The 19,996-nt window shown below is 54.8% G+C and carries 15 protein-coding genes and 1 pseudogene; 8 read left to right on the forward strand and 8 right to left on the reverse strand.

The genetic code is table 11. The annotated features are described in order from the left end of the window. Positions 1 to 6: 6 nt before the first annotated feature. Positions 7 to 2,148, forward strand: coding sequence for a sodium-translocating pyrophosphatase (locus B5G42_RS03595; protein ID WP_343286686.1), 2,142 nt, complete (start codon positions 7 to 9; stop codon positions 2,146 to 2,148). 46 nt (positions 2,149 to 2,194) lie between these two features. Here B5G42_RS03595 and B5G42_RS03600 read toward each other — a convergent pair whose 3' ends face one another. Genes B5G42_RS03600 through B5G42_RS03610 form a run of 3 tightly spaced genes read right to left on the reverse strand, consistent with a single transcriptional unit; the run spans position 2,195 to position 6,157 of the window. Continuing rightward, positions 2,195 to 3,997: an ABC transporter ATP-binding protein gene (locus B5G42_RS03600; protein WP_087266667.1), complete on the reverse strand. Its 1,803-nt coding sequence runs from the start codon at positions 3,995 to 3,997 to the stop codon at positions 2,195 to 2,197. Then, the gene (locus tag B5G42_RS03605; protein WP_087266669.1) at positions 3,990 to 5,726 is read right to left on the reverse strand and encodes an ABC transporter ATP-binding protein; all 1,737 of its coding nucleotides are present in this window, start codon (positions 5,724 to 5,726) and stop codon (positions 3,990 to 3,992) included. The genes B5G42_RS03600 and B5G42_RS03605 overlap by 8 nt, the downstream gene beginning before the upstream one ends. Then, positions 5,723 to 6,157, reverse strand: coding sequence for a MarR family winged helix-turn-helix transcriptional regulator (locus B5G42_RS03610; RefSeq protein ID WP_087266671.1), 435 nt, complete (start codon positions 6,155 to 6,157; stop codon positions 5,723 to 5,725). The genes B5G42_RS03605 and B5G42_RS03610 overlap by 4 nt, the downstream gene beginning before the upstream one ends. 154 nt (positions 6,158 to 6,311) lie before the next feature. Here B5G42_RS03610 and B5G42_RS03615 point away from each other — a divergent pair, with 154 nt between their 5' ends. Then, positions 6,312 to 8,303, forward strand: coding sequence for a fructose-1,6-bisphosphatase (locus tag B5G42_RS03615; RefSeq protein ID WP_087266673.1), 1,992 nt, complete (start codon positions 6,312 to 6,314; stop codon positions 8,301 to 8,303). A 90-nt stretch (positions 8,304 to 8,393) separates the two neighbouring features. Here the strand turns inward: B5G42_RS03615 and B5G42_RS03620 are convergent, their stop codons facing one another. The 3 genes from B5G42_RS03620 to B5G42_RS03630 form a co-directional block, all read right to left on the reverse strand. Continuing rightward, on the reverse strand, positions 8,394 to 9,839 hold the full coding sequence (locus tag B5G42_RS03620) for a sodium-dependent transporter (protein ID WP_343286687.1): 1,446 nt from the start codon (positions 9,837 to 9,839) through the stop codon (positions 8,394 to 8,396). Between the two features lie 144 nt (positions 9,840 to 9,983). After that, positions 9,984 to 11,627, reverse strand: a complete 1,644-nt coding sequence (locus tag B5G42_RS03625; RefSeq protein ID WP_087266676.1) for a tryptophanase — start codon at positions 11,625 to 11,627, stop codon at positions 9,984 to 9,986. A 143-nt stretch (positions 11,628 to 11,770) separates the two neighbouring features. Beyond that, positions 11,771 to 12,148: a RidA family protein gene (locus tag B5G42_RS03630; RefSeq protein ID WP_087266679.1), complete on the reverse strand. Its 378-nt coding sequence runs from the start codon at positions 12,146 to 12,148 to the stop codon at positions 11,771 to 11,773. A gap of 296 nt (positions 12,149 to 12,444) precedes the next feature. Here B5G42_RS03630 and B5G42_RS03635 point away from each other — a divergent pair, with 296 nt between their 5' ends. Together B5G42_RS03635 and B5G42_RS03640 are read left to right on the forward strand one after the other, a co-directional pair. After that, the gene (locus B5G42_RS03635; RefSeq protein WP_087266684.1) at positions 12,445 to 13,125 is read left to right on the forward strand and encodes a helix-turn-helix transcriptional regulator; all 681 of its coding nucleotides are present in this window, start codon (positions 12,445 to 12,447) and stop codon (positions 13,123 to 13,125) included. A gap of 25 nt (positions 13,126 to 13,150) precedes the next feature. Beyond that, positions 13,151 to 13,837, forward strand: a complete 687-nt coding sequence (locus tag B5G42_RS03640; RefSeq protein WP_087266688.1) for a YczE/YyaS/YitT family protein — start codon at positions 13,151 to 13,153, stop codon at positions 13,835 to 13,837. Positions 13,838 to 13,879: 42 nt separating this feature from the next. Here B5G42_RS03640 and B5G42_RS03645 read toward each other — a convergent pair whose 3' ends face one another. Then, the gene (locus B5G42_RS03645; protein WP_087188976.1) at positions 13,880 to 15,253 is read right to left on the reverse strand and encodes a radical SAM protein; all 1,374 of its coding nucleotides are present in this window, start codon (positions 15,251 to 15,253) and stop codon (positions 13,880 to 13,882) included. Between the two features lie 200 nt (positions 15,254 to 15,453). Then, entirely contained in the window at positions 15,454 to 16,692 is a 1,239-nt protein-coding gene (dinB, locus tag B5G42_RS03650) for a DNA polymerase IV (RefSeq protein WP_087188977.1), read from the reverse strand. 160 nt (positions 16,693 to 16,852) lie between these two features. On the opposite strand from dinB, the gene B5G42_RS03655 reads away from it, so the two are divergent. The 4 genes and pseudogenes from B5G42_RS03655 to B5G42_RS03665 all read left to right on the forward strand — a co-directional run. Beyond that, positions 16,853 to 17,230, forward strand: a complete 378-nt coding sequence (locus B5G42_RS03655; RefSeq protein ID WP_087188978.1) for a DUF5655 domain-containing protein — start codon at positions 16,853 to 16,855, stop codon at positions 17,228 to 17,230. A 185-nt stretch (positions 17,231 to 17,415) separates the two neighbouring features. Then, positions 17,416 to 17,544: a hypothetical protein gene (locus B5G42_RS18820; protein ID WP_275532429.1), complete on the forward strand. Its 129-nt coding sequence runs from the start codon at positions 17,416 to 17,418 to the stop codon at positions 17,542 to 17,544. 62 nt (positions 17,545 to 17,606) lie between these two features. Continuing rightward, on the forward strand, positions 17,607 to 18,584 hold the full coding sequence (locus tag B5G42_RS03660; RefSeq protein WP_087266691.1) for a leucine-rich repeat domain-containing protein: 978 nt from the start codon (positions 17,607 to 17,609) through the stop codon (positions 18,582 to 18,584). Next, a pseudogene (locus tag B5G42_RS03665) lies at positions 18,581 to 19,363 on the forward strand (RtcB family protein); the annotation flags it as partial. The gene B5G42_RS03660 and the pseudogene B5G42_RS03665, both read left to right, overlap by 4 nt. Positions 19,364 to 19,996 lie beyond the last annotated feature (633 nt).

The raw sequence follows: 19,996 nt of genomic DNA on the forward strand, positions 1-19,996 counted from the left end.
GCTACAATGGTTTCCGAATTAAAGGAGTTGGGTAAGATGATCGAAAACCTCTTTTGGCTTGGTCTAGTAGGCGCTTTTATCGCGCTAATCTTCGCCGTAGCCCAAGCAAGGAAGGTGCTAAAGTTTTCCGAAGGCACTGAACTGATGCAAAAGCTCGCCGCCTCTATCCGCAAAGGCGCTAACGCTTACCTTAAGCGCCAGTATACCACTGTCGCAAAGATCTTTATTGTAGTCTTCGTGATTTTACTTATTCTGGCAGGAGTGGGTATGCTGGATAACTGGTTTATCCCCTTCGCCTTCCTCACCGGCGGTATCTATTCCGGCCTGGCTGGTTTTATTGGCATGAAGATCGCCACCTCCGCCAACGCCCGTACCGCCAACGCCGCTCATGAAAGCCTGAACCAGGGCCTCAACGTGGCTTTCTCCTCCGGCGCCGTCATGGGCTTCACCGTGGTGGGTCTTGGCCTGCTGGACGTGTCCATCTGGTTCCACATCCTGAAGTACATTGCTCACTTTGAAGCCGCCAAGATCGCCCAGACCATGGTTATGTTCGGCATGGGCGCCTCCTTTATGGCTCTGTTCGGCCGCGTGGGCGGCGGTATCTTCACCAAGGCCGCCGACGTGGGCGCCGACCTGGTGGGTAAGGTTGAGGCCGGTATCCCCGAGGATGACCCCCGTAACCCCGCTACCATCGCCGACAACGTGGGCGACAACGTGGGCGACGTGGCCGGCATGGGTGCCGACCTGTACGAGTCCTACGTGGGTTCCATTCTGGCTACCTTCGCTCTGGGTGCTGCCGCTTATGCCAGCGACAACATGACCTGGAACGCCATACTGCTGCCCTTGGTTATCGCCGTGGTGGGCGTGATCTGCTCCGTGCTGGGCAGTTTCCTGGTCCGTACCAAGGAGAACGCCACCCAGAAGTCCCTGCTGGCCACCCTGCGTAAGGGCACCTATACCGCCGCTGTTCTGGCCGCCATCATCGCCGCCCCCATCACCTATTTTATCATGGGTTCCTGGGGCCCCTATATCGCCATTCTGGCCGGTCTGGTTGCCGGCTGCGCCATCGGCTATTTCACCGAGTACTACACCTCTGACACCTACAAGCCCACCCAGGGCCTGGCCGACTCCACTGAGACCGGCGCCGCCACCACCATCATCGGCGGTATTTCCCTGGGTATGCTCTCCACCGCCGCTCCCATCATCATCATCGGCATCGCCATCATCGTCTCCTTCCTGGCTGCCGGCGGCTCCCTGACCACTGCTGATGCCGCCCTGTATGACGCCGCCTTCTCCAAGGGTCTGTATGGCATCGGCATCGCCGCCGTGGGTATGCTGTCCACCCTGGGCATCACCCTGGCCACCGACGCCTACGGCCCCGTGGCCGACAACGCCGGCGGCATCGCCGAGATGAGTGGCTTGGGTGAGGAGGTCCGCAACCGCACCGACGCTCTGGACTCCCTGGGCAACACCACCGCCGCCACCGGCAAAGGCTTCGCCATCGGCTCCGCCGCCCTCACCGCTCTGGCTCTGCTGGTCTCCTATGTGGACGTGGTTGAAGGCAAGGTGCAGGAACTGGATCTGTCGATCACTAATCCCGCCGTGCTGGTGGGTCTGTTCGTGGGCGCCATGCTCACCTTCATCTTTGCCGCCCTCACCATGAGCGGCGTGCAGCGTGCCGCCCAGTCCATCGTGGTGGAGGTTCGCCGTCAGTTCCGTGAGATCTCCGGCATCATGGAAGGCAAGGCTGATCCCGACTACGCGTCCTGCGTGGACCTGTGCACCAAGGGCGCTCTGCATGAGATGGTTATCCCCTCCCTGCTGGCCATTATCGTCCCCGTCATCGTGGGCCTGATCCTGGGCGCTGAGGCCGTTGTGGGCCTGCTGGGCGGCGTTACCGTCACCGGCTTCGTGGTTGCCGTGTTCATGTCCAACGCCGGCGGCGCTTGGGATAACGCCAAGAAGTACATTGAGGCCGGCCACCACGGCGGCAAGGGTTCCGATTGCCACAAGGCCGCCGTGATCGGCGACACCGTGGGCGACCCCTTCAAGGACACCTCCGGCCCCTCTCTGAACATCCTGATCAAGCTGTGCTCCACCGTTTCCATCGTGTTCTCCGGCCTGATCACCACCATTCACCTGTTCTAATCCAGCATAAAAAAAGGACGCCTGACGGCGTCCTTTTTTTATGGTTTTAGCTTAGTTCAAACATACCGTTGTACAGCTGATAATATTCTCCCTGCTGAGCCAACAGGTCCTCGTGGCTGCCCCGCTCCACGATCTGACCCTGTTCCAGCACCATAATAGCGTCAGCATTACGGACCGTGGACAGCCGGTGAGCAATCACAAACACCGTCCGCCCCTCCATCAGCTGGTCCATTCCCTTTTCGATGAGGGCCTCGGTGCGGGTATCAATGCTGCTGGTTGCCTCGTCCAAAATGAGTACCGGTGGGTCAGCCACTGCCGCCCGGGCAATGGCAAGTAGCTGCCGCTGGCCCTGAGACAGATTGGCTCCGTCTGCCGTCACCATAGTGTCGTAGCCCTGGGGCAAGCGGCGGATGAAGGAATCAGCGTTGGCGATTTTGGCCGCCTTCTCCACCTCCTCCATGGTGGCATCCAGCTTGCCAAAGCGGATGTTATCGGCAATGGTACCGGTAAAGAGGTGGGTATCCTGAAGCACCATGCCCAGGGATCGCCGCAGATCATCTTTCCGGATGTCCTTCACGTCAATGCCGTCATAGGTCACCCGCCCCTTTTGTACATCGTATAAGCGGTTGATCAGATTGGTGATCGTGGTCTTGCCCGCGCCTGTAGAGCCTACAAAGGCGATCTTCTGGCCAGGCTTGGCAAAGAGGCTGATGTCTTTCAGAATGGGGTGACCGGCATCATAACCAAAGGTGACACCTTCAAAGCGGACATCCCCCCGCAAGGGCACCTCAGAGCCGTCAGGCTTGCGCCAAACCCAGCCCCCGTCACACTTTTCCAACCTCACCTGACCGTCGTCCACCTCCGGAGTCTGGTCCATAGCCTCAAAAACCCGCTCGGCGCCAGCCAGGGCAGCCAGCAGGAAGTTGGTCTGCTGGGTAAATTGGTTGATGGGCATGGCGGCCTGACGCACAAAGACCAGATAGCTGGCCAGGCTTCCCACGTCGGTCATGCCTGCCATGGCCATATAGCCTCCCAGGGCAGCCACAATGGCATAGTTAATATAGGAGATGCTCACCACCGCCGGGATCATGGTGGCTGCGTAGCTCTGAGCACCGGTACCCGCCTTGCGAAGCGCTTCGTTTTTCTCTCGAAACGTCCGCAGGTTGGCTTTTTCGTGGTTAAATACCTTGACCACCTTTTGGCCTGCCACCATCTCTTCAATATAGCCGTCCAGATCACCCAACGCCCGCTGCTGCTTGTTGTAGTAGGCCTTGCTTCGCTTTCCGCTGTAGCGGATATAGAGAAACATGACCACATAGCATACCGCTACCACCAGGGTGAGCCGCCAGTTGAGGATGAAGAGCATGGTCAGGGTACCTGCTACCTGAATGAAACTCTGGATCACCATAGCGAAGCTGTTGTTCAGGGCGTCCGAAATGGTGTCCACGTCGTTGGTGAAGTAGCTCATCACGTCGCCGTGGCGGCGGGTATCGAAGAAGCGGAGGGGCAGCTTCTGGAGATGGGCGAACAGGTCCCGGCGGATATCGTAAAGTACCTTCTGTGCCGCCTTCACCATGGTCTGGGTATAGCCCCAGGCCGCCAGGGCTCCCGCCAGATAGATGAGGGCAGTGATGGCCACCCCTCTCAGCAGGGCTTCCATCCCCCCTGTAGCCAGGTTATTGACCACCGGTCGGATCATATAGGTGCCCAGCAGGTTGGCCAGAGCACTGACAGTAACCAACACCGCTACCGCCAGCAGCAGGAACTTGTGTCTTCCCAGATAGGACAGAAGGGCGCGAATGGTGTAACCCAGGTGCTTGGGCTTTTTTGCGCTGAGCTGCCTAGCCACGGTCCTCCCCTCCTTTCATCTGGGATGCGTAAATCTCCTGGTAGATGGGATCATGCTCCAGCAGCTCCCTATGGGTGCCGGCGGCGTGAATTCTGCCGTCTTCCAGGATGACGATGAGATCGGTGTGCATCACAGAGGTGACTCGCTGGGCAATGATGATCTTGGTCACACCGGTAAGCTTGGTCAGAGCCCCCCGGATCTTGCCCTCTGTTGCAGTGTCTACCGCGCTGGTGGAGTCGTCAAAAATCAGGATCTTGGGGTTCTTCAACAGCGCCCGTGCAATACACAGCCGCTGCTTCTGGCCGCCGGAGACGTTGACGCCCCCCTGCCCCAGATCGGTATCCAGGCCGTCCGGCATTCGCTCCAGAAATTCATCGGCGCAGGCCGCCCGGCAAACCGCCCACAGAGTCTCATCGTCGGCACCCGGGTCGCCCCACTTCAGGTTCTCCCGGACAGTACCGGAGAAGAGCACATTTTTCTGGAGCACGATGCCCACCGCGTCCCGCAGAACGGTCAGATCGTAATCCTTTACATCGTGCCCACCAACCCGGACAGTACCTTCCGTGGCATCGTACAGCCGGGGAATGAGCTGTACCAGGGTAGTCTTGGCAGAGCCTGTGCCGCCCAGGATACCCACAGTCTGGCCTGCCCTGATATGCAGGTTCACCCCAGACAGAGCATACTCCCTGGCGTCGGTATGGTACTTGAAGGAAACACGCTCAAAGTCCACGCTGCCGTCGGGCACTTCCTCCACCGGCTGAGCGGGGGAAACAAGGGCCGGCTTCTCCTCCAATACCTCTGCAATGCGATGGGCACTGGCCAGAGACCGAGTGAGCAGCAGGAACACATTGGAGATCATCATGAATGAGTTCATCACCTGGAGCACATAGCTGAGAAAGCCGGTCAACTCCCCCACCTGGAGACTGCCCCCCAGGATCATGCCGCCTCCAAACCACAGAATGAGCACGATGGCAGTATACATCGTGAACTGGAAGGCTGGCAGATTAAGCACCGCAAAGTGGAAGGTCCGCTGACTGGTGGCCATCAGCTCCTCATTGACCGACTGGAACTTCTCCTCCTCATACTCCCCCCGCACAAAAGCTTTTACCGCCCGGATGGCGGTAAGTCCCTCCTGAACCACATTGTTCAGCTTATCCATGGCCTTCTGGAGTCTGCCATACATGGGCGCTACTTTACGCACCACAAAGAAGAGGATGAGTGCCAGAATGGGGGCAGTCACCACAAAAATCAAGGCCAGCCGGGCATTCATCCAGAAGGACAATCCTAATCCCATCACCAGCATCACCGGACTTCTCACCAGAGGCCGCAGTCCGCCGTTGATGGCATTTTGCAGCACCGTAACATCGGTGGTCATACGAGTCACCAGAGAGGAACTTTCAAATCGGTCCAGGTTGGAAAAGGCGTAGTCCTGCACCCGCTCATACTGGGCCTCCCGGATGCGGGCGCCCCAACCGTAGGCCGCCCGGGCGGCAAACCGAGCATACAGCAGGCCGGTGATCAAAGCCAGTACAGCACATACGCCCATCTGTACACCCTTGACCACAATATAATTCAGATCCCGGTTCTCTACTCCCACGTCAATGAGGTCGGCCATCAGCACCGGGATCACCAGCTCAAAAGCCGTCTCCACCAACACCAACAATCCGCCCAGAAACAGGTCCCGGCGGTAGGGGCCCAAATAGGACAGCAGGCGTTTCAGTTCTTTCATGACCGTCCCTCCCCTGCCGTCTTCAGATTGCGGTACGCCCGACTCAGATAGTCGGCAAACCGCTCCTGCTCTTCCGGTGTAAACCCCGCCAGCATCCGTTCCTCCATAGTACGGCAGCAGGTCCGCCAGGCATCATAGGCCGTCTGACCAGCAGGAGTGATCTCGATTCGGTCCCGGCGCTTGTCCTGCCCATCCCCGCATCGGGTCACGAAGCCGCCCTTTTCCAGGCTGTCCAGCATCCGGCATACCGCCGCCGGATCGATCTCAAAGTAGTCGGCCAGCTGACGCTGGCGGCTGGGACCATGCTGGCTGAGATAGCCCAGCAGCTTGGGCTGACCGGTTCCCAGTCCTACCTCCGCCAGGCAGGGACGCAGCGCCCCCCGCTGGGCATGAAAAGCCCGGTAGAGCAGCATATGGAATGTCTTTTCCATCCACTCACCTTCCTAATTGATATATCAATGATTGACATATCAATTATATCCCGAGATTTTACACTGTCAAGTCCAACAACGGTTGGATTCTACTTGCAACCAGCCACATAAAGTGGGATAATATTGGCAACGACATCCAAAAGGAGGCCCTCCCATGGAAGGTAAGAAAGCATACCGTCCGGAAAACCTGCACTATCTGAAAATGCTGGCCCGGCAATACCCAAATGTCCAGGCTGCCAGCACCGAGATCATCAACCTCCACGCCATTCAGAACCTGCCCAAAGGCACTGAGCACTTTATCTCCGACGTACACGGCGAGTATGAGGCCTTCCTTCACATCCTGAACTCGGCTTCCGGCGTGGTACGCGAGAAGCTGGACAGCCTGTTTGCCACCACCGTATCCAAGGCCGATCTGGACCAGCTGGCCACCCTTATCTACTATCCCCAGGAAAAACTGGAGGAGATCGAGCGGGAGACCACCGATATGCGGGAGTGGTATCGCATCACCTTCCACCGCCTGATCGAGATGTGCCGTCTGGTCAGCTCCAAATACACCCGTTCCAAGGTCCGTAAGGCTATGCCTCCTGAGTACGCCTACATCATCGACGAAATGATCCATACCCACTACGAGGACATGGACAAGCGGGACTATTACGAGAATATCATTTCCACCATCATCGACATCGACCGGGCCTCCAACTTCCTGGTGCAGCTGTGCGAGCTCATCAAGCGACTGGCGGTGGACCATCTTCATCTGGTGGGCGATATCTTTGACCGGGGTCCCCGGGCGGATATCATTCTGGACTCTCTGATGGACTACCACAGTGTAGACATCCAGTGGGGCAACCACGACGTGCTGTGGATGGGGGCCGCCTCCGGCTCCCGCACCCTGGTGGCCACCGTACTGGCCAACTCCCTGCGCTACAACAACCTGGAGGTCATCGAGACAGGCTACGGCATCTCCCTGCGGCCTCTGTCGGTCTTTGCCAACGAGGTATACAAGGACTGCGATGTCCACTGTTTTGAGGTGAAGCTGACCAACGAAGACGCCGCCCACTACACGGAAAAGGATAAGCTGCTTGCCGCCCGAATGCACAAGGCCATTACCATCATTCTCTTCAAGCTGGAGGGGCAGAAACTGCTGCGCAACCCCTGCTTTGGTATGGCGGACCGGCTGCTGCTGGACAAGATCGACTATGAGAATAAGTGCATCACCATCAATGGCACCACTTATCCCATGGAGGATACCGACTTCCCCACTGTAGACCCCAACGATCCCTATACCCTTACCGAGGAAGAGAGTACCCTCATCAATCAGCTGACCAGCTCCTTCCTCCACAGCGAAAAGCTCCAGCGGCACATTCGCTTCCTCTACTCCAAGGGCAGTCTGTACAAGGTCTACAACGGCAACCTGCTCTTCCACGGCTGCATCCCCATGACGGAGGATGGTCAGCTCCAGTCCTTTACCATCGGCGGCGTGACCCTGTCCGGCAAAGACTTTCTGGATTATGCCGATACCAACGCCCGCCGGGCCTATTACAGCAAGCCGGGCACGGAAGAACGGGAGTTCGGTATGGACTTTCTGTGGTTCCTGTGGGCAGGCCGTAACAGCCCCATCTTTGGCCGTGACCGTATGACCACCTTTGAGCGCCGGTTTATTTTGGACGAGTCCACCTGGACCGAGCCCAAAAACGCCTATTATCAGCTCTACAACGATCCGGCGGTGTGTGAGTTCCTGCTGAAGCAGTTCGGTCTGGAGGGACCTCACTGCCACATCATCAACGGGCACATCCCGGTAAAGTCCAAAAAGGGCGAGAGCCCCATGAAGGCAGGCGGCAAGCTGCTGGTTATCGACGGCGGCTTCTGCAAAGCCTATCAGAAAACCACCGGCATTGCGGGCTACACGCTGATTTACAACTCCGCCTGCTTCCGGCTGGTCTCCCACGAGCCCTTTGTTGGACGGGCCAACGCCATCCGGGAAAACCAGGACATCGCCTCTACTTCGGTGGTATTTGAGCGGTTGGAATCCCGGCTGAAAATCGCCGGGACTGACGTAGGCCGCCAGCTCCAAGAGCAGATCGACGATCTGATGGCCCTGGTACAGGCTTTCCGCAATGGTGAGATCGTGGAAGATCACAAGGAGTAGTCCCTCTCTCCACCGCCCAGTACGGGCGGCAACTGTCAAATATAACAGCACGGGCCGCTGCAAACGCAGCGGCCCGTTTTCCAATATCAATTAACCCAGTGTCATTCCCAGCGTAACGGACACGATGGCTCCGCCAACCAGTGCCACACCGCACAAAGGCACATAAATAAACTTACCAATGGGGTGGAACCAGCCGCCCACAGGCTTATGGGAACCCTGGCTGACGGCATCTACAGCCGTCTTTTTCTTCATCACCCAGAAGAACATGATCCCGGCCAGCATGGCGCCAAGCGGGCAGATGTAGATGGATACCACGTCCATCCACTGAGAGGTCCAGGGCTGGATGAGCAAAGCCACCACCAGTCCGACGGCATGAATGGCGACAACAGATACCACACGATTGAACTTCAGCTTCTCCTGCAAGAAAGCCACGGGGGTCTCATACAGGTTAATGATGGAGGTGGTACCGGCAAAGAGGACAGCAACAAAGAAGAAGGCCCCCACCACCCAGCCAATACCGCCCATACCGTTAAACACGCTGGGGAGCGCCACAAACATCAGACCGGGGCCCTTGGTCGTCAGCTCACCACCGGTGGTAGCCATAGCGGGGATGATTACGAACATCGCCACCAAAGCTGCCAAAGTATCAAACACAGCCACATTACGGGCAGATGCGCCTATGGCCACGTCCTTACCCAGATAGGAGCCGTAGATGACCGAGCCGTTGCCGGCCACAGACAGGGAGAAAAATGCCTGGCCAAAGGCAAACAGCCAAACCTTCCAGTCCAGCAGCCCCCGGGGGTTCAGGCTGAAGATGAACTTATATCCATCGCCAGCGCCCGACAGAGTGGCGATATACACCGCCATGACCAAAAACAGGCCAAACAACAGAGGGATCATGATCTTACAGGCCCTTTCAATGCCGCCGGATACACCCAGCGCCATGATGACCACAGAAACCACGATAGCTACAATAATCCAGAAGCCGTTGCCAATGCCAAATATACCGTTCTGAAGCATCATGCTGACACCTTCGCCAAGGGTCTTGGTTTCAGGGGCAGCGGCACTAAAGGTTCCGCCAATAGCGGCAGTATCCTGGCCCAGAGCAAATAGCTCACCGGTAATAGCCATCTTGGTATACTTAAAGATCCAGCCCATAACCACCGTATAACCGATAGCCAGGCCCATGGACCCAACTACAGGAAGGATACCGATGGCCTCTCCCACACGACGTTTGCCGCCCCGGGTTTCCACTGCTTTTCCGAAAGAACCCACAGGCCCTGCGCCGCCCCAACGGCCCAGGGCAAATTCCTCCATCACGCCGGAAGCTCCAATAAGCAGCACAAACAGAAAATACGGCAGCAGGAATGTCAGGCCGCCGAACTCAGCCACCATATAGGGGAAGCGCCAGATGTTGGCCATGCCGACGGCAGAACCGATACACGCAAGGATAAACCCCCATTTGCTTCTAAACCCATCTCGATTATCAAGATTGCCTGGGGTGGAACCTGCCATAATAGACCTCCTCGATTCCATCTTGGTTTGGTCAAACCATTGTAATCGGAAAAAGAGGGTACTCAACGAACTGATATTGGGTTCGTTGGGTGCCCTCTCTCCTTTTATCTGCATTCGTCTCCTCGTAATGCAGTTGCTGCATGGTCCTGCCGGGCTGCCTGCCTCCTACTTCTCTTGGTTAGGGTAGGGCTCCAGGAAGGCGTGGAAGTGCCGCATGGGCAGGTTGTGTCCCCAGACAATCCGCATATTGGGGATGGATTCACGATCCTCATACAGCGCCTTGACAGCAGCGATGACGTAGTCCAGGTGCTCCTGGGTCAGGCGGCTGCGGTCAATGGCGAAGCGGACCACATTGGCCAGCTCAGCCTGCTGCTCGGGGGTCTTCAGGTCATACTCCATGGAGTAGTCGCCCAGCTCGGACACACGGATGCCGTAGCGGCGGATCAACTCCAGAGAGAAGCCCTCTCCAGCAAAGGTGGTATGATCACGCTTGCCGTCAAAGAACTCGTCCATGTTGATGTACACAGCGTGGCCGCCGGCGGGCAGTACGACACCTTTGACACCGGCCCTGTAGAAACCCTCGGCCAGGTAGTTACACTGGGCAACACGCTCGTTCATGTAGTTGAAGTCGCAGCTCTCATACAGACCCACAGCCAGAGCCATGATGTCACGGCCGGACATTCCACCGTAGGAGTCGTTGCCGTAGCAGGAGATCTGCTTCACTTTCAACAGAACGCCCACGTCGGTCTTCACGCTGCCGTCGGGGTTGAAGTCCGAGAATTTCTGCCAGAACAGGCCCCGGTCCCGGAAGGCCAGCATACCGCCCATATTGGCATGGCCGTCTTTCTTGGCGGACATGGTGAAGGCATCACAGTAGGAGAACATCTCAGTGGCAATCTCAGCGATGGACTTATCGGCATAGCCCTCTTCATTCATCTTGATGAAGTAGGCGTTTTCAGCCCAGCGGGCCACGTCAAACACCAGCGGGATGTCGTATTTGTGAGCGACCCGGTTGATCTCCTTCAGGTTACCCATGGACACGGCCTGGCCACAGATGGGATTGTTGGTGATACAGGTGAAGATCAGCGGCACGTTCTCAGGACCTACCGCAGTAATCAGCTGCTCCAGCTTGTCGATATCCATGTCGCCCTTGAAGGGGTTCTTCTCGTAGCGCCCTCCTTCAGGAACTTCGTACAGGATCTCCTTGTGGTACAGGTTACGAGGCACAGAGCCCATCTGCTTGATATTTCCTTCGGTGGTATCGAAGTGACCGTTGGAGGGGATGGTGAAGACCTTGCCGGGATGACGGGCAGTCAGGATCTTCTTCACGATCTCCATCAGCACAGACTCCGCAGCACGGCCCTGCTGGATGATAAAGGTATTGGGGCGCTCCATCTGCTTGGCGCCTCCATTAAAGAACCCGCCCTCGTACTCGCACAAATAGACCTCGTCCATCATCTTCTCAACGTCCCGGCAGTCGGTGCGCACCAGGTCGATGATCTTCTTCCAGTTCTTCTCGCCGCCTCGCTCAAAAATGTCGCGGAAGGTGTCCAGCAGAACATAGTAGCCGGTGTTGCGGCCATAGGCCTCATCCCCCAGGAACAGAGCAGCCCACTGCTGATTGGTCATGGCGGTGGTGCCGGAGTCGGACAGCATATCAACGGTCAGCATCCCGGCGGGAAAGGCAAACTCATTATAGTGAGTGGCTTTCAGAGCGCGCTCACGCTGCTCAACAGTGACATCGGGTACGTCACGAACGGCAAACGTAAAGTGATGAGGAACAGGGACGTTCAGTTTGTACTCTTCCATGGTTCTTTCCCTCCATAATATAAGCGCATAGCGCTTGCATTTTTTAGAGGATACCCCGGTCGTCGGAAGCCAGCCCATCCGGCTCCAGCAACTGGCGGACAGTAACCTTTCTGAATGATGTACGTAGGGCCTGAATCTTTGCTTTACTTTACTGCGATAACCTCAATCTCCACGAGAGCGTCCTTGGGCAGACGGGCCACTTCCACCGCGGAGCGGGCGGGATAGTTGCCCTCGGTGAAGAAGGTGGCATACACCTCGTTCATCGCGCCAAAGTTGTTCATATCGCTGAGGAACACGGTGGTCTTGATAACCTGATCCATGCTCAGACCGGCCTGGGCCAGAATGGACTTCACGTTGGTCAGAGACTGGCGGGTCTGCTCGGCGATACCCTCGGGGAAAGCTCCAGTTGCGGGATCAATGGGCAGCTGGCCGGAAGTAAACACCAGGCCATCAATCTCAACCGCCTGAGCGTAAGGGCCGATGGCCGCAGGGGCCTTATCGGTATTGACAATTTTCTTCATGGTATTTTCCGCCTCCTTTTAATATTGCAATAGTAATTTATCACGGAGATAATTTTTTGTCAATCATTCTTTGCGTAATTCCTGGGTATTTCAATTCAATCCCGGCATTATTGGGGGGCTATAGGGATAGGAATGGACAACATCATCAAATTATTTATATTTATGAGAAAAATTTTCTAATCTTCTTTTGACAATAATCCTGTGATCGGCTATACTGAATATAATAAATTGGGGCTTGATAGGCAATTTTAAACAGCTGACATACGCTGCCAAAGGTAAGGATAGAGGTGAGCTAATTGGCCAATCCACTGCTGCAGCACTACATCAAATTGACTGAATTTTTGGGCTACGCACTTGGGCCCGATTATGAGGTAGCGCTTCATGATCTGACAAACAAAGACCGCTCCATTATCGCTATTGCCAATAACCACATCAGCGGCCGCGACGTAGGCGCTCCTCTGACCAATGTTGCACTGCGTATCCTGAGGGATAAAAGCTATGAAACCCAGGACTATATCCTCCATTACCTGGGTGTATCCAGCACGGGCAAGACCCTGCGCTCCTCCACCATGTTCATCAAACACGACGGCAAGCTGATCGGAATGCTGTGCATCAATTTTGATGACAGTCGATTCCAGGCAGTGAGCGATGCCTTACTGCGGCTCTGCCACCCCGATCATTTTGTTGATACCAATTTTCAGGTGGATGAGACTGTGGCAGACCGTTTTGCTCCGGCAGAGCGCTTCCACAACTCCATCCACGGTGTGGCTACCGAGGCGGTACTTCGGGAACTGGACCGCAGGAATATCACGGCGGACCGTCTCAATTCCGAAGAACGCATTCAGATCATCGGCGCACTGGACAGCGAGGGCGTTTTCCTGCTCAAGGGCGCTGTAAAAGATGTGGCCGATGCTCTGGAATGTTCCCAGGCAAGTGTATATCGTTATCTAAGCGCAATCCGCAAGGAAGAGGCTTAAGGCCTCTCCCCTTTTCCTCAGTTCTATGGGAGGTAAGATCAAGATGGGTTATCACTATCCCCGCCGGCTGCTCTGGGTAGTTCTGGGCATGGTGATCAGCGCGGTGGGTATCGTTATGATGTTGCAGGCCAACATTGGACTGGAGCCATGGAGCGTCCTGCAGCAGGGTATGGCCCAAACCTTCGGCATCACTTACGGCACCGCCTCCATCATCGTGGGCGCGGCCGCCATCGGTGTTGCCATTCTATTTGGCGAGGGTTTCGGCCTGGGTACAATTTTAAATATCACCCTATGTGCCATTTTTATCGATTATATTTTGGCCCAGGGATGGATTCCTCTGATGGAAAACCTGTTCTCCGGTATTCTGATGCTGTTAGGCGGCCTGGAACTGCTGGCCATTGGGACCTGGCTGTACATGAAAGCGGCTCTGGGCGCCGGTCCCCGGGATTCCCTGATGGTGGCTCTGGCCCGCAAGACCAAACGGTCTGTCGGCCTATGCCGGGCAGTGGTGGAGATTGGCGTTATTATTCTCGGCTGGCTGCTGGGCGGCCAGGTTGGAATCGGCACAGTTATCTCCGCCATCGTGTTGGGCACCCTGTTCAATCTGAATTTTGCCCTCTTCCGCTTCCGCGCGGCAGAGGTTCATCAGGAAAATCTGATGGAAAGCTTCCGCAATCTGGCCAGCAGAATGCACAGTCCTTCCCACGGATAAAAAAATTCCTCCGTCCTGAGACGGAGGAATTTTTTTATGTAATTACTTGTTGCCGCTGCAGGCAGTGCAGCCGCCGCACTGGGGGTGGGACTGGGCCCACAGCTTGTCGGCGGTGGGCTTCCAGTTGTCGGCGTAGGGGTGGGTCTTGGAGGTCAGGTGCTCCACGGTCTCGGGAGACTGAGGATCGGTGGAGTGGGCGCCGGTCTTGTTGACGATCTCCTCGATGCGCTCGGGGTTCTCCAGCATGGGGCAGGGACGGAGCATATTGTCATTGAAGGGCTGGTTGTCATGGTAGGCCATGAACAGCGGGGACTGCAGGCACTCCAGCAGGGTCTTTTCGTGGATGTTGGAGTCGGAGTAGTGGATAAACACGCAGGGATCCACGTCGCCGTTGGCGTTGATGTGCAGGTAACGGCGGCCGCCGGCAATACAACCGCCCACGTACTCACCGTCATTCTGGAAGTCCATGGCGAAGATGCCCTTGGTCTGACGCATAGCGCGGATGCGGTGATAGATCTCCTCACGCTGCTCGGGGGTGGGCATCAGCTCAGGAGCGGCATCGTTGCCCACAGGCATATAGTGGAAGAACCACACAAAGTAGGCGCCCAGGTCGATGATCTTGTCGTAGAACTCCTCGCTGGTGATGTCCTTGTAGTTGACGCTGGTGTAGCAGGTGGAGATACCGAAGGGCAGGTGATGGCTCTTCAGCAGGGCCATGGCGTTGGTAACCTTCTCGTACACGCCCTGGCCGCGGCGGCTGTCGTTGGCCTCCTCAAAGCCCTCCAGGCTGATGGCGGGAATGAAGTTCTTCACCCGCAGCAGATCCTGGCAGAACTCCTCGTCAATGAGGGTGGCGTTGGTGAAGGACAGGAAGGCCACGTCATTGTGCTTCTCACACAGGGCAATGATGTCCTTCTTGCGCACCAGGGGCTCGCCGCCGGTGTAGATGTACATATAGATGCCCAGTTCCTTGCCCTGGGTGATGATGGAGTCGATATCGTCAAAGGACAGATTCAGCTTATTGCCGTACTCCGCCGCCCAGCAGCCGGTGCAGTGCAGGTTGCAGGCAGAGGTGGGGTCCAGCAGAATGGCCCAGGGAATATTGCAGCCGTACTTCTCACGCATCTTCTCCTGCTTGGGCCAGCCCACCAGGTTGGCGTTGACGAAGAAGTTGTTGAACACGGTCTTGAGCACATCGGGGTCGGTCTGGGTCCAGACCTTCTCGATCAGCTGGTGCCAGCAGGAATCCTTATCATTGATGGCCTTGTCGAACGCCTCACGCTGAGTGGACAGGGTGTCCCCGGAGAACTTATTGACCAGGTCCATAACCTTGCTCATATTGTTCATAGGGTCTTTATCCAGATAATCAAACACCTTGGCCAGGCCATAGCGCTTCAGACTGTCAGGAATTTTCATCTTTATTTTCCCCTTTCACGGCATAACAATACCTATCATTGTGTGTCATGATACCTTTTCTGACGAAAATTGAAAATAGACAAAACCCGTTTCATGTCCAAACTCTATACAAAAACAGCAGTTTGCTTAAAAGCGTTTCAGATTTGCGCCCCAGTTTTATATAATTTTATCCATGCTATAATGTGGTTTATGAGACTATATCAGTCCCCCGGCGGCAGCCGCTGGTCCTCCCTGTCCGGCTCTCCCGCCGGATGGACGGCAGAAGCAATGGAGATGGCCCCCCGCCCATATTTGTCCCGGATGGAATCCATGGCCTTCTCCAGCTTCTCCAGCTTATCACGGCAGGGTATGGCGTCGGCGGCGAACAGATCCACCTGCTCCCCTGCGTCCCGCTCCTCCACCAGGTTCTGGGCCGTAATGGTAAGGGCCCGGACTGGCTGCCGCTCACTCCAACAGCTGTGCAGCAGCTCCATCCCGCACTGCGCCAGGTCCCGGGAGATATAAGTGGGGGCACTAAGCCGCTTCTGGCGGCAGATATCTTTAAAGGACGGATCACGCACGGTGATCTGTACGGTGGTACATTTGAGGCCGTGCTTGCGTAGCCGGACCGCAACCTCGTCCGCCAACTCAGACAGCGCCGTACGCAGCTGCTCCCAGCCCACCAGATTTTTAGGGAAGGTCAGTCCGTTTCCCACCGACTTGGGCCCTGGCATATCCCGGGCAGGTACCACCGGGGCGTGTTCCCTGCCCGTGGCATAGTCGTGGAGGGTATATCCTCCCTTGCCCAGAATCTGCCCCAGGCTCTCCCGGTCAAACCGGGCCAGATCACCAATGGTGCGTATCCCGTAGCCATTGAGCACCCTGGCCGCCGCACGGCCCACAAAGAGCAGATCGGTCACCGGCAATGGCCAGAGCAGCTGTTGAAAGTTTTCCCGGGTGATCACCGTTGTGGCGTCCGGTTTTCGGTAGTCGCTGCCCATTTTCGCAAATACCTTATTAAAGGAAACGCCCACCGATACCGTCAGCCCCAATTCCTGCCGCACTGTTTGGCGAATCTGGTCGGCCAAAGCCTTTCCATCCCCTCCAAAGAGATGAAGGGTCCCGGTCACATCCAACCAGCTCTCGTCAATGGAGAAGGGCTCCACCAGATCGGTATACCGTTCATAGATGGCATTCACCTTTTTGGAATACTCCCGATACTTCCAGTGGTGGGCCGGCAGCAATACCAGGTCCGGACACTTCCGTCTGGCCTGCCAGATGGTCTCTGCCGTCTGTACTTTATACTTTTTGGCCAGCTCATTTTTGGCCAGAATAATTCCATGGCGACTCTCCGGGTCACCACATACCGCCGCCGGCCTGTCCTTTAACTCCGGATGATCCAGCAGCTCCACCGATGCGTAAAAGCTATTCAAATCACAGTGAAAAATGACCCGATCCAAGCACTTCCCTCCCCTCTCCCAAAAAGATACGGCTGATTTTTTTATTATATGCTTTTTTTGCCGCAAAGTCAAACATTCGTTCCATTCGCTATATTCCAGGAGAACACCGCTGTTCATAGCTGCATGGATATGATACACTGATAACAAAGGAGGGGTTTTCATGGACGAAAATGCTCTGCTGTTTTTTCAGCAGGATATAGAGGCGCTGCCGCTGTATGAGCGGTTGGAAGGCCTGATCTTGGACCGGATTGCCGATGTACAAATCAAGGTACAGAAAAGCCAGATTTCCTTTTATAACCGGCATATGTTTGCCTGCGTCTCCTTTAGCAAAGTCCGCAAGGCCAAAGATCGCCCCGCCCACTACATTGTGGTCACCTTTGGCCTGGATCACTGTCTGGAATCCCCCAGAATTGACGTGGCTACCGAGCCCTATCCCAACCGCTGGACCCACCATGTACTTATTTCAAACCTTGATGAAATCGACGATGAGCTAATGGGATGGATCTATGAGGCCAGTGTCTTTTCCGCGCTCAAATAGTCCCTAACAGTGTATTCGGAGCCATATTCTCGGCTCATTTTCTTAAGAAAAACGTCACAATCCAGCCTAAGAAAGCATTTCCGCACGGGATTGCCCTGTGATATAATGACACTATATCATGTATAAACCACTACACATAATTGCTCTGTTCACCCACTGACCATCTTACTTTGGAAAACTGTGTTATGGCTAAGGATGAAATCACATCTACTGGTAAATATAGCGGTTTTTGCAGTCTTTTCACGCCCTGCGGCAGCCTGCCCAATGGCAGGGTTCCGCAGGGTTTTGTCGCTGTAACCTGTTCTTTAAGTTGATTTCCACCAGGCTATTCTCTTTACCAGGATGAAGGTGCAGCATCCGATTAGGAGGGAGTTTTATGACAGCGGACAGACGCTTTCTTTTAATTGATGGGCAGAAAATTGCGTTGGATACCAAGGAGCTTCCAATGGATGTTCAACTTATTCGCGATCTGACTCCGCTGTCCACTTTGAAGCAGTTAGAAAAGCTGTACCTGCCTGGGCGTCTTATCTCTGATCTGGCGCCTTTGGCAGAACTGAAGGAACTAAAAAGTCTGGACCTTTCCATGAACCGCATTACAGACCTGACACCGCTTACAGGTTTACTGCAACTGCGTGATTTGAAGCTCAACCAAAATCAAATCGTTAATCTGATACCTTTGGCTGCGCTGGCACAATTAAAGAAATTGGATCTGCACGAAAATCAGATTACCGATGTGACACCCGTGGCACAACTGCAGCACTTGGCAATCTTAGAGCTGAGTGGAAATCCGATGTCTGACATATCTCCGCTGACGAACCTTACCCGCATGGTATATTTATACCTTTCAAATACGCAGGTCCAGGAGATATCTCACCTTGCGTACATGAAGCAGCTGCGTGTCTTATACCTTGACAGATGCAGAGTTGCTGATCTAACGCCTTTAGCTGGACTGACACGGCTTGAATCGTTGGAGCTGAGCAATAATCTGATCTCCAATTTGGCGCCTTTGGCAGGATTGCCGCAGTTGAGTACACTGTATCTCAGCCACAATCGAATTACAGACCTGTCTCCATTAGCGGATATGCCGAAATTGACTGAGCTGTTCTTGGAGCACAATAGGATCACAGACTTGACCCCGCTGGCCAATTTAACATGGCTGCATCGTTTATCCTTGAAAGGAAATCCTGTTACTGACCTGAAGCCATTAGGTAATATGCCGATGCTGCGGGAGTTATATATACAGGATTGCCCCATTGGAAAGCAGGAGCTCAATGCGTTTAAAAAAGCACATCCGGATTGTTATGTCGAAATAAAAGAATCATCTCAACAGCAGAATATTGCGAGGAAACTATGATTGAAATCAAAGGAAAATACAACGAAGCCAAAATTTTTACCGATGTGGTGGACAGCGCCTCCATCGCACAGGTTCAGGAGCTGTGCAATCAGGAATTCACAGAAGGCAGCCGTATCCGGCTCATGCCGGACATTCACGCCGGAGCAGGCTGCACCATCGGCACCACCATGACCATCACCAACAAGGTGGTACCCAATCTGGTGGGGGTGGATATCGGCTGCGGCATGGAGACCACCCGTATCAGGGAAAGCCGGCTGGAGCTTCAAAAGTTGGATAAGCTGATCTATGAGAAAATCCCCTCCGGCTTCTCCATCCGGGATAAGGCCCACCGCTACCTCAATGAGATCGACTTGAGTGAGCTGTACTGCGAACCTCATGTGGATCTGCTCCGGGCTGAGAAAAGCATTGGAACTCTGGGCGGTGGAAATCATTTTATTGAGGTGGACAGGGATGACGAGGGGAACCTCTACATTGTGGTCCATTCCGGCAGCCGCCACCTGGGTGTGGAGGTGGCCAGCTACTACCAAGAGGCCGGTTATAAGGTGCTCAACCGCACCGATGACGCTTCGATTGCAGCTCTGGTTGCCCAGATGAAAGCGGAAGGCCGAGAGAAGGCGATTCAGAAAGAGCTGAAGAAGCTGAAAAACCTCAAGCAGACCAGCATCCCCAAAGCCCTGGCTTATGTGTCCGGGGAGCTGTTTGAGCAGTATATCCACGATATGAAAATTGTTCAGCACTTCGCCATGCTCAACCGTCAGGCCATGATGGATGAAATTATCCTCATGGAAAAACAGTGAGGGCACTGGAAGCAACGGGGATTCAGGATAATTAAACTGCTGTATCCGAAGAAGAAAATTACGTGTGCTTAAGAGCTTGTCTAACTGCTGCCTGGTTTTGGAGGGAAAAGTGTTCAGATATTGTTGAATAAAATTTTCAATATGGCGACGAGTAAGCTGCCTCAGGTTTGTCCATTTGGGCTCGGCATCTGCAATAAACTGTAGGAAATATGTAATTGCATCTAATTCCAAACGAACCGTTGATAAGGCACAGATTGTCAACCTTGTTTTTATATATTTCTTTGCGAGTCTTTGGAATGCTGGCGGTATAAATGTGAAGTTAATCAGGTGATTTGTAGCATATACAGGAATATCAACTGAAGGGATTTTCCTGCAATCCCAAATATCCTTTTCATATTCATCCCGTGTATCATAAAAATCAGAGAAAAACAAATACAGTTGATAAATCTGGGCACGGTACCCCTGCCTTGATGACTTGCGCCCGGACAGTGCTATATACAACAAAGAATATCTGGGATATGTCTGTGTCGATGTGATTGGCAATCTCATTAAACCCAACTATGTGTCCTCGACCTTTGGGAAGTTGCTTGCCAAGAACAATTTACGGCACATTCG

This window comes from Flavonifractor sp. An91 (assembly GCF_002159225.1).
GTDB lineage: Bacteria > Bacillota > Clostridia > Oscillospirales > Oscillospiraceae > Flavonifractor > Flavonifractor avicola.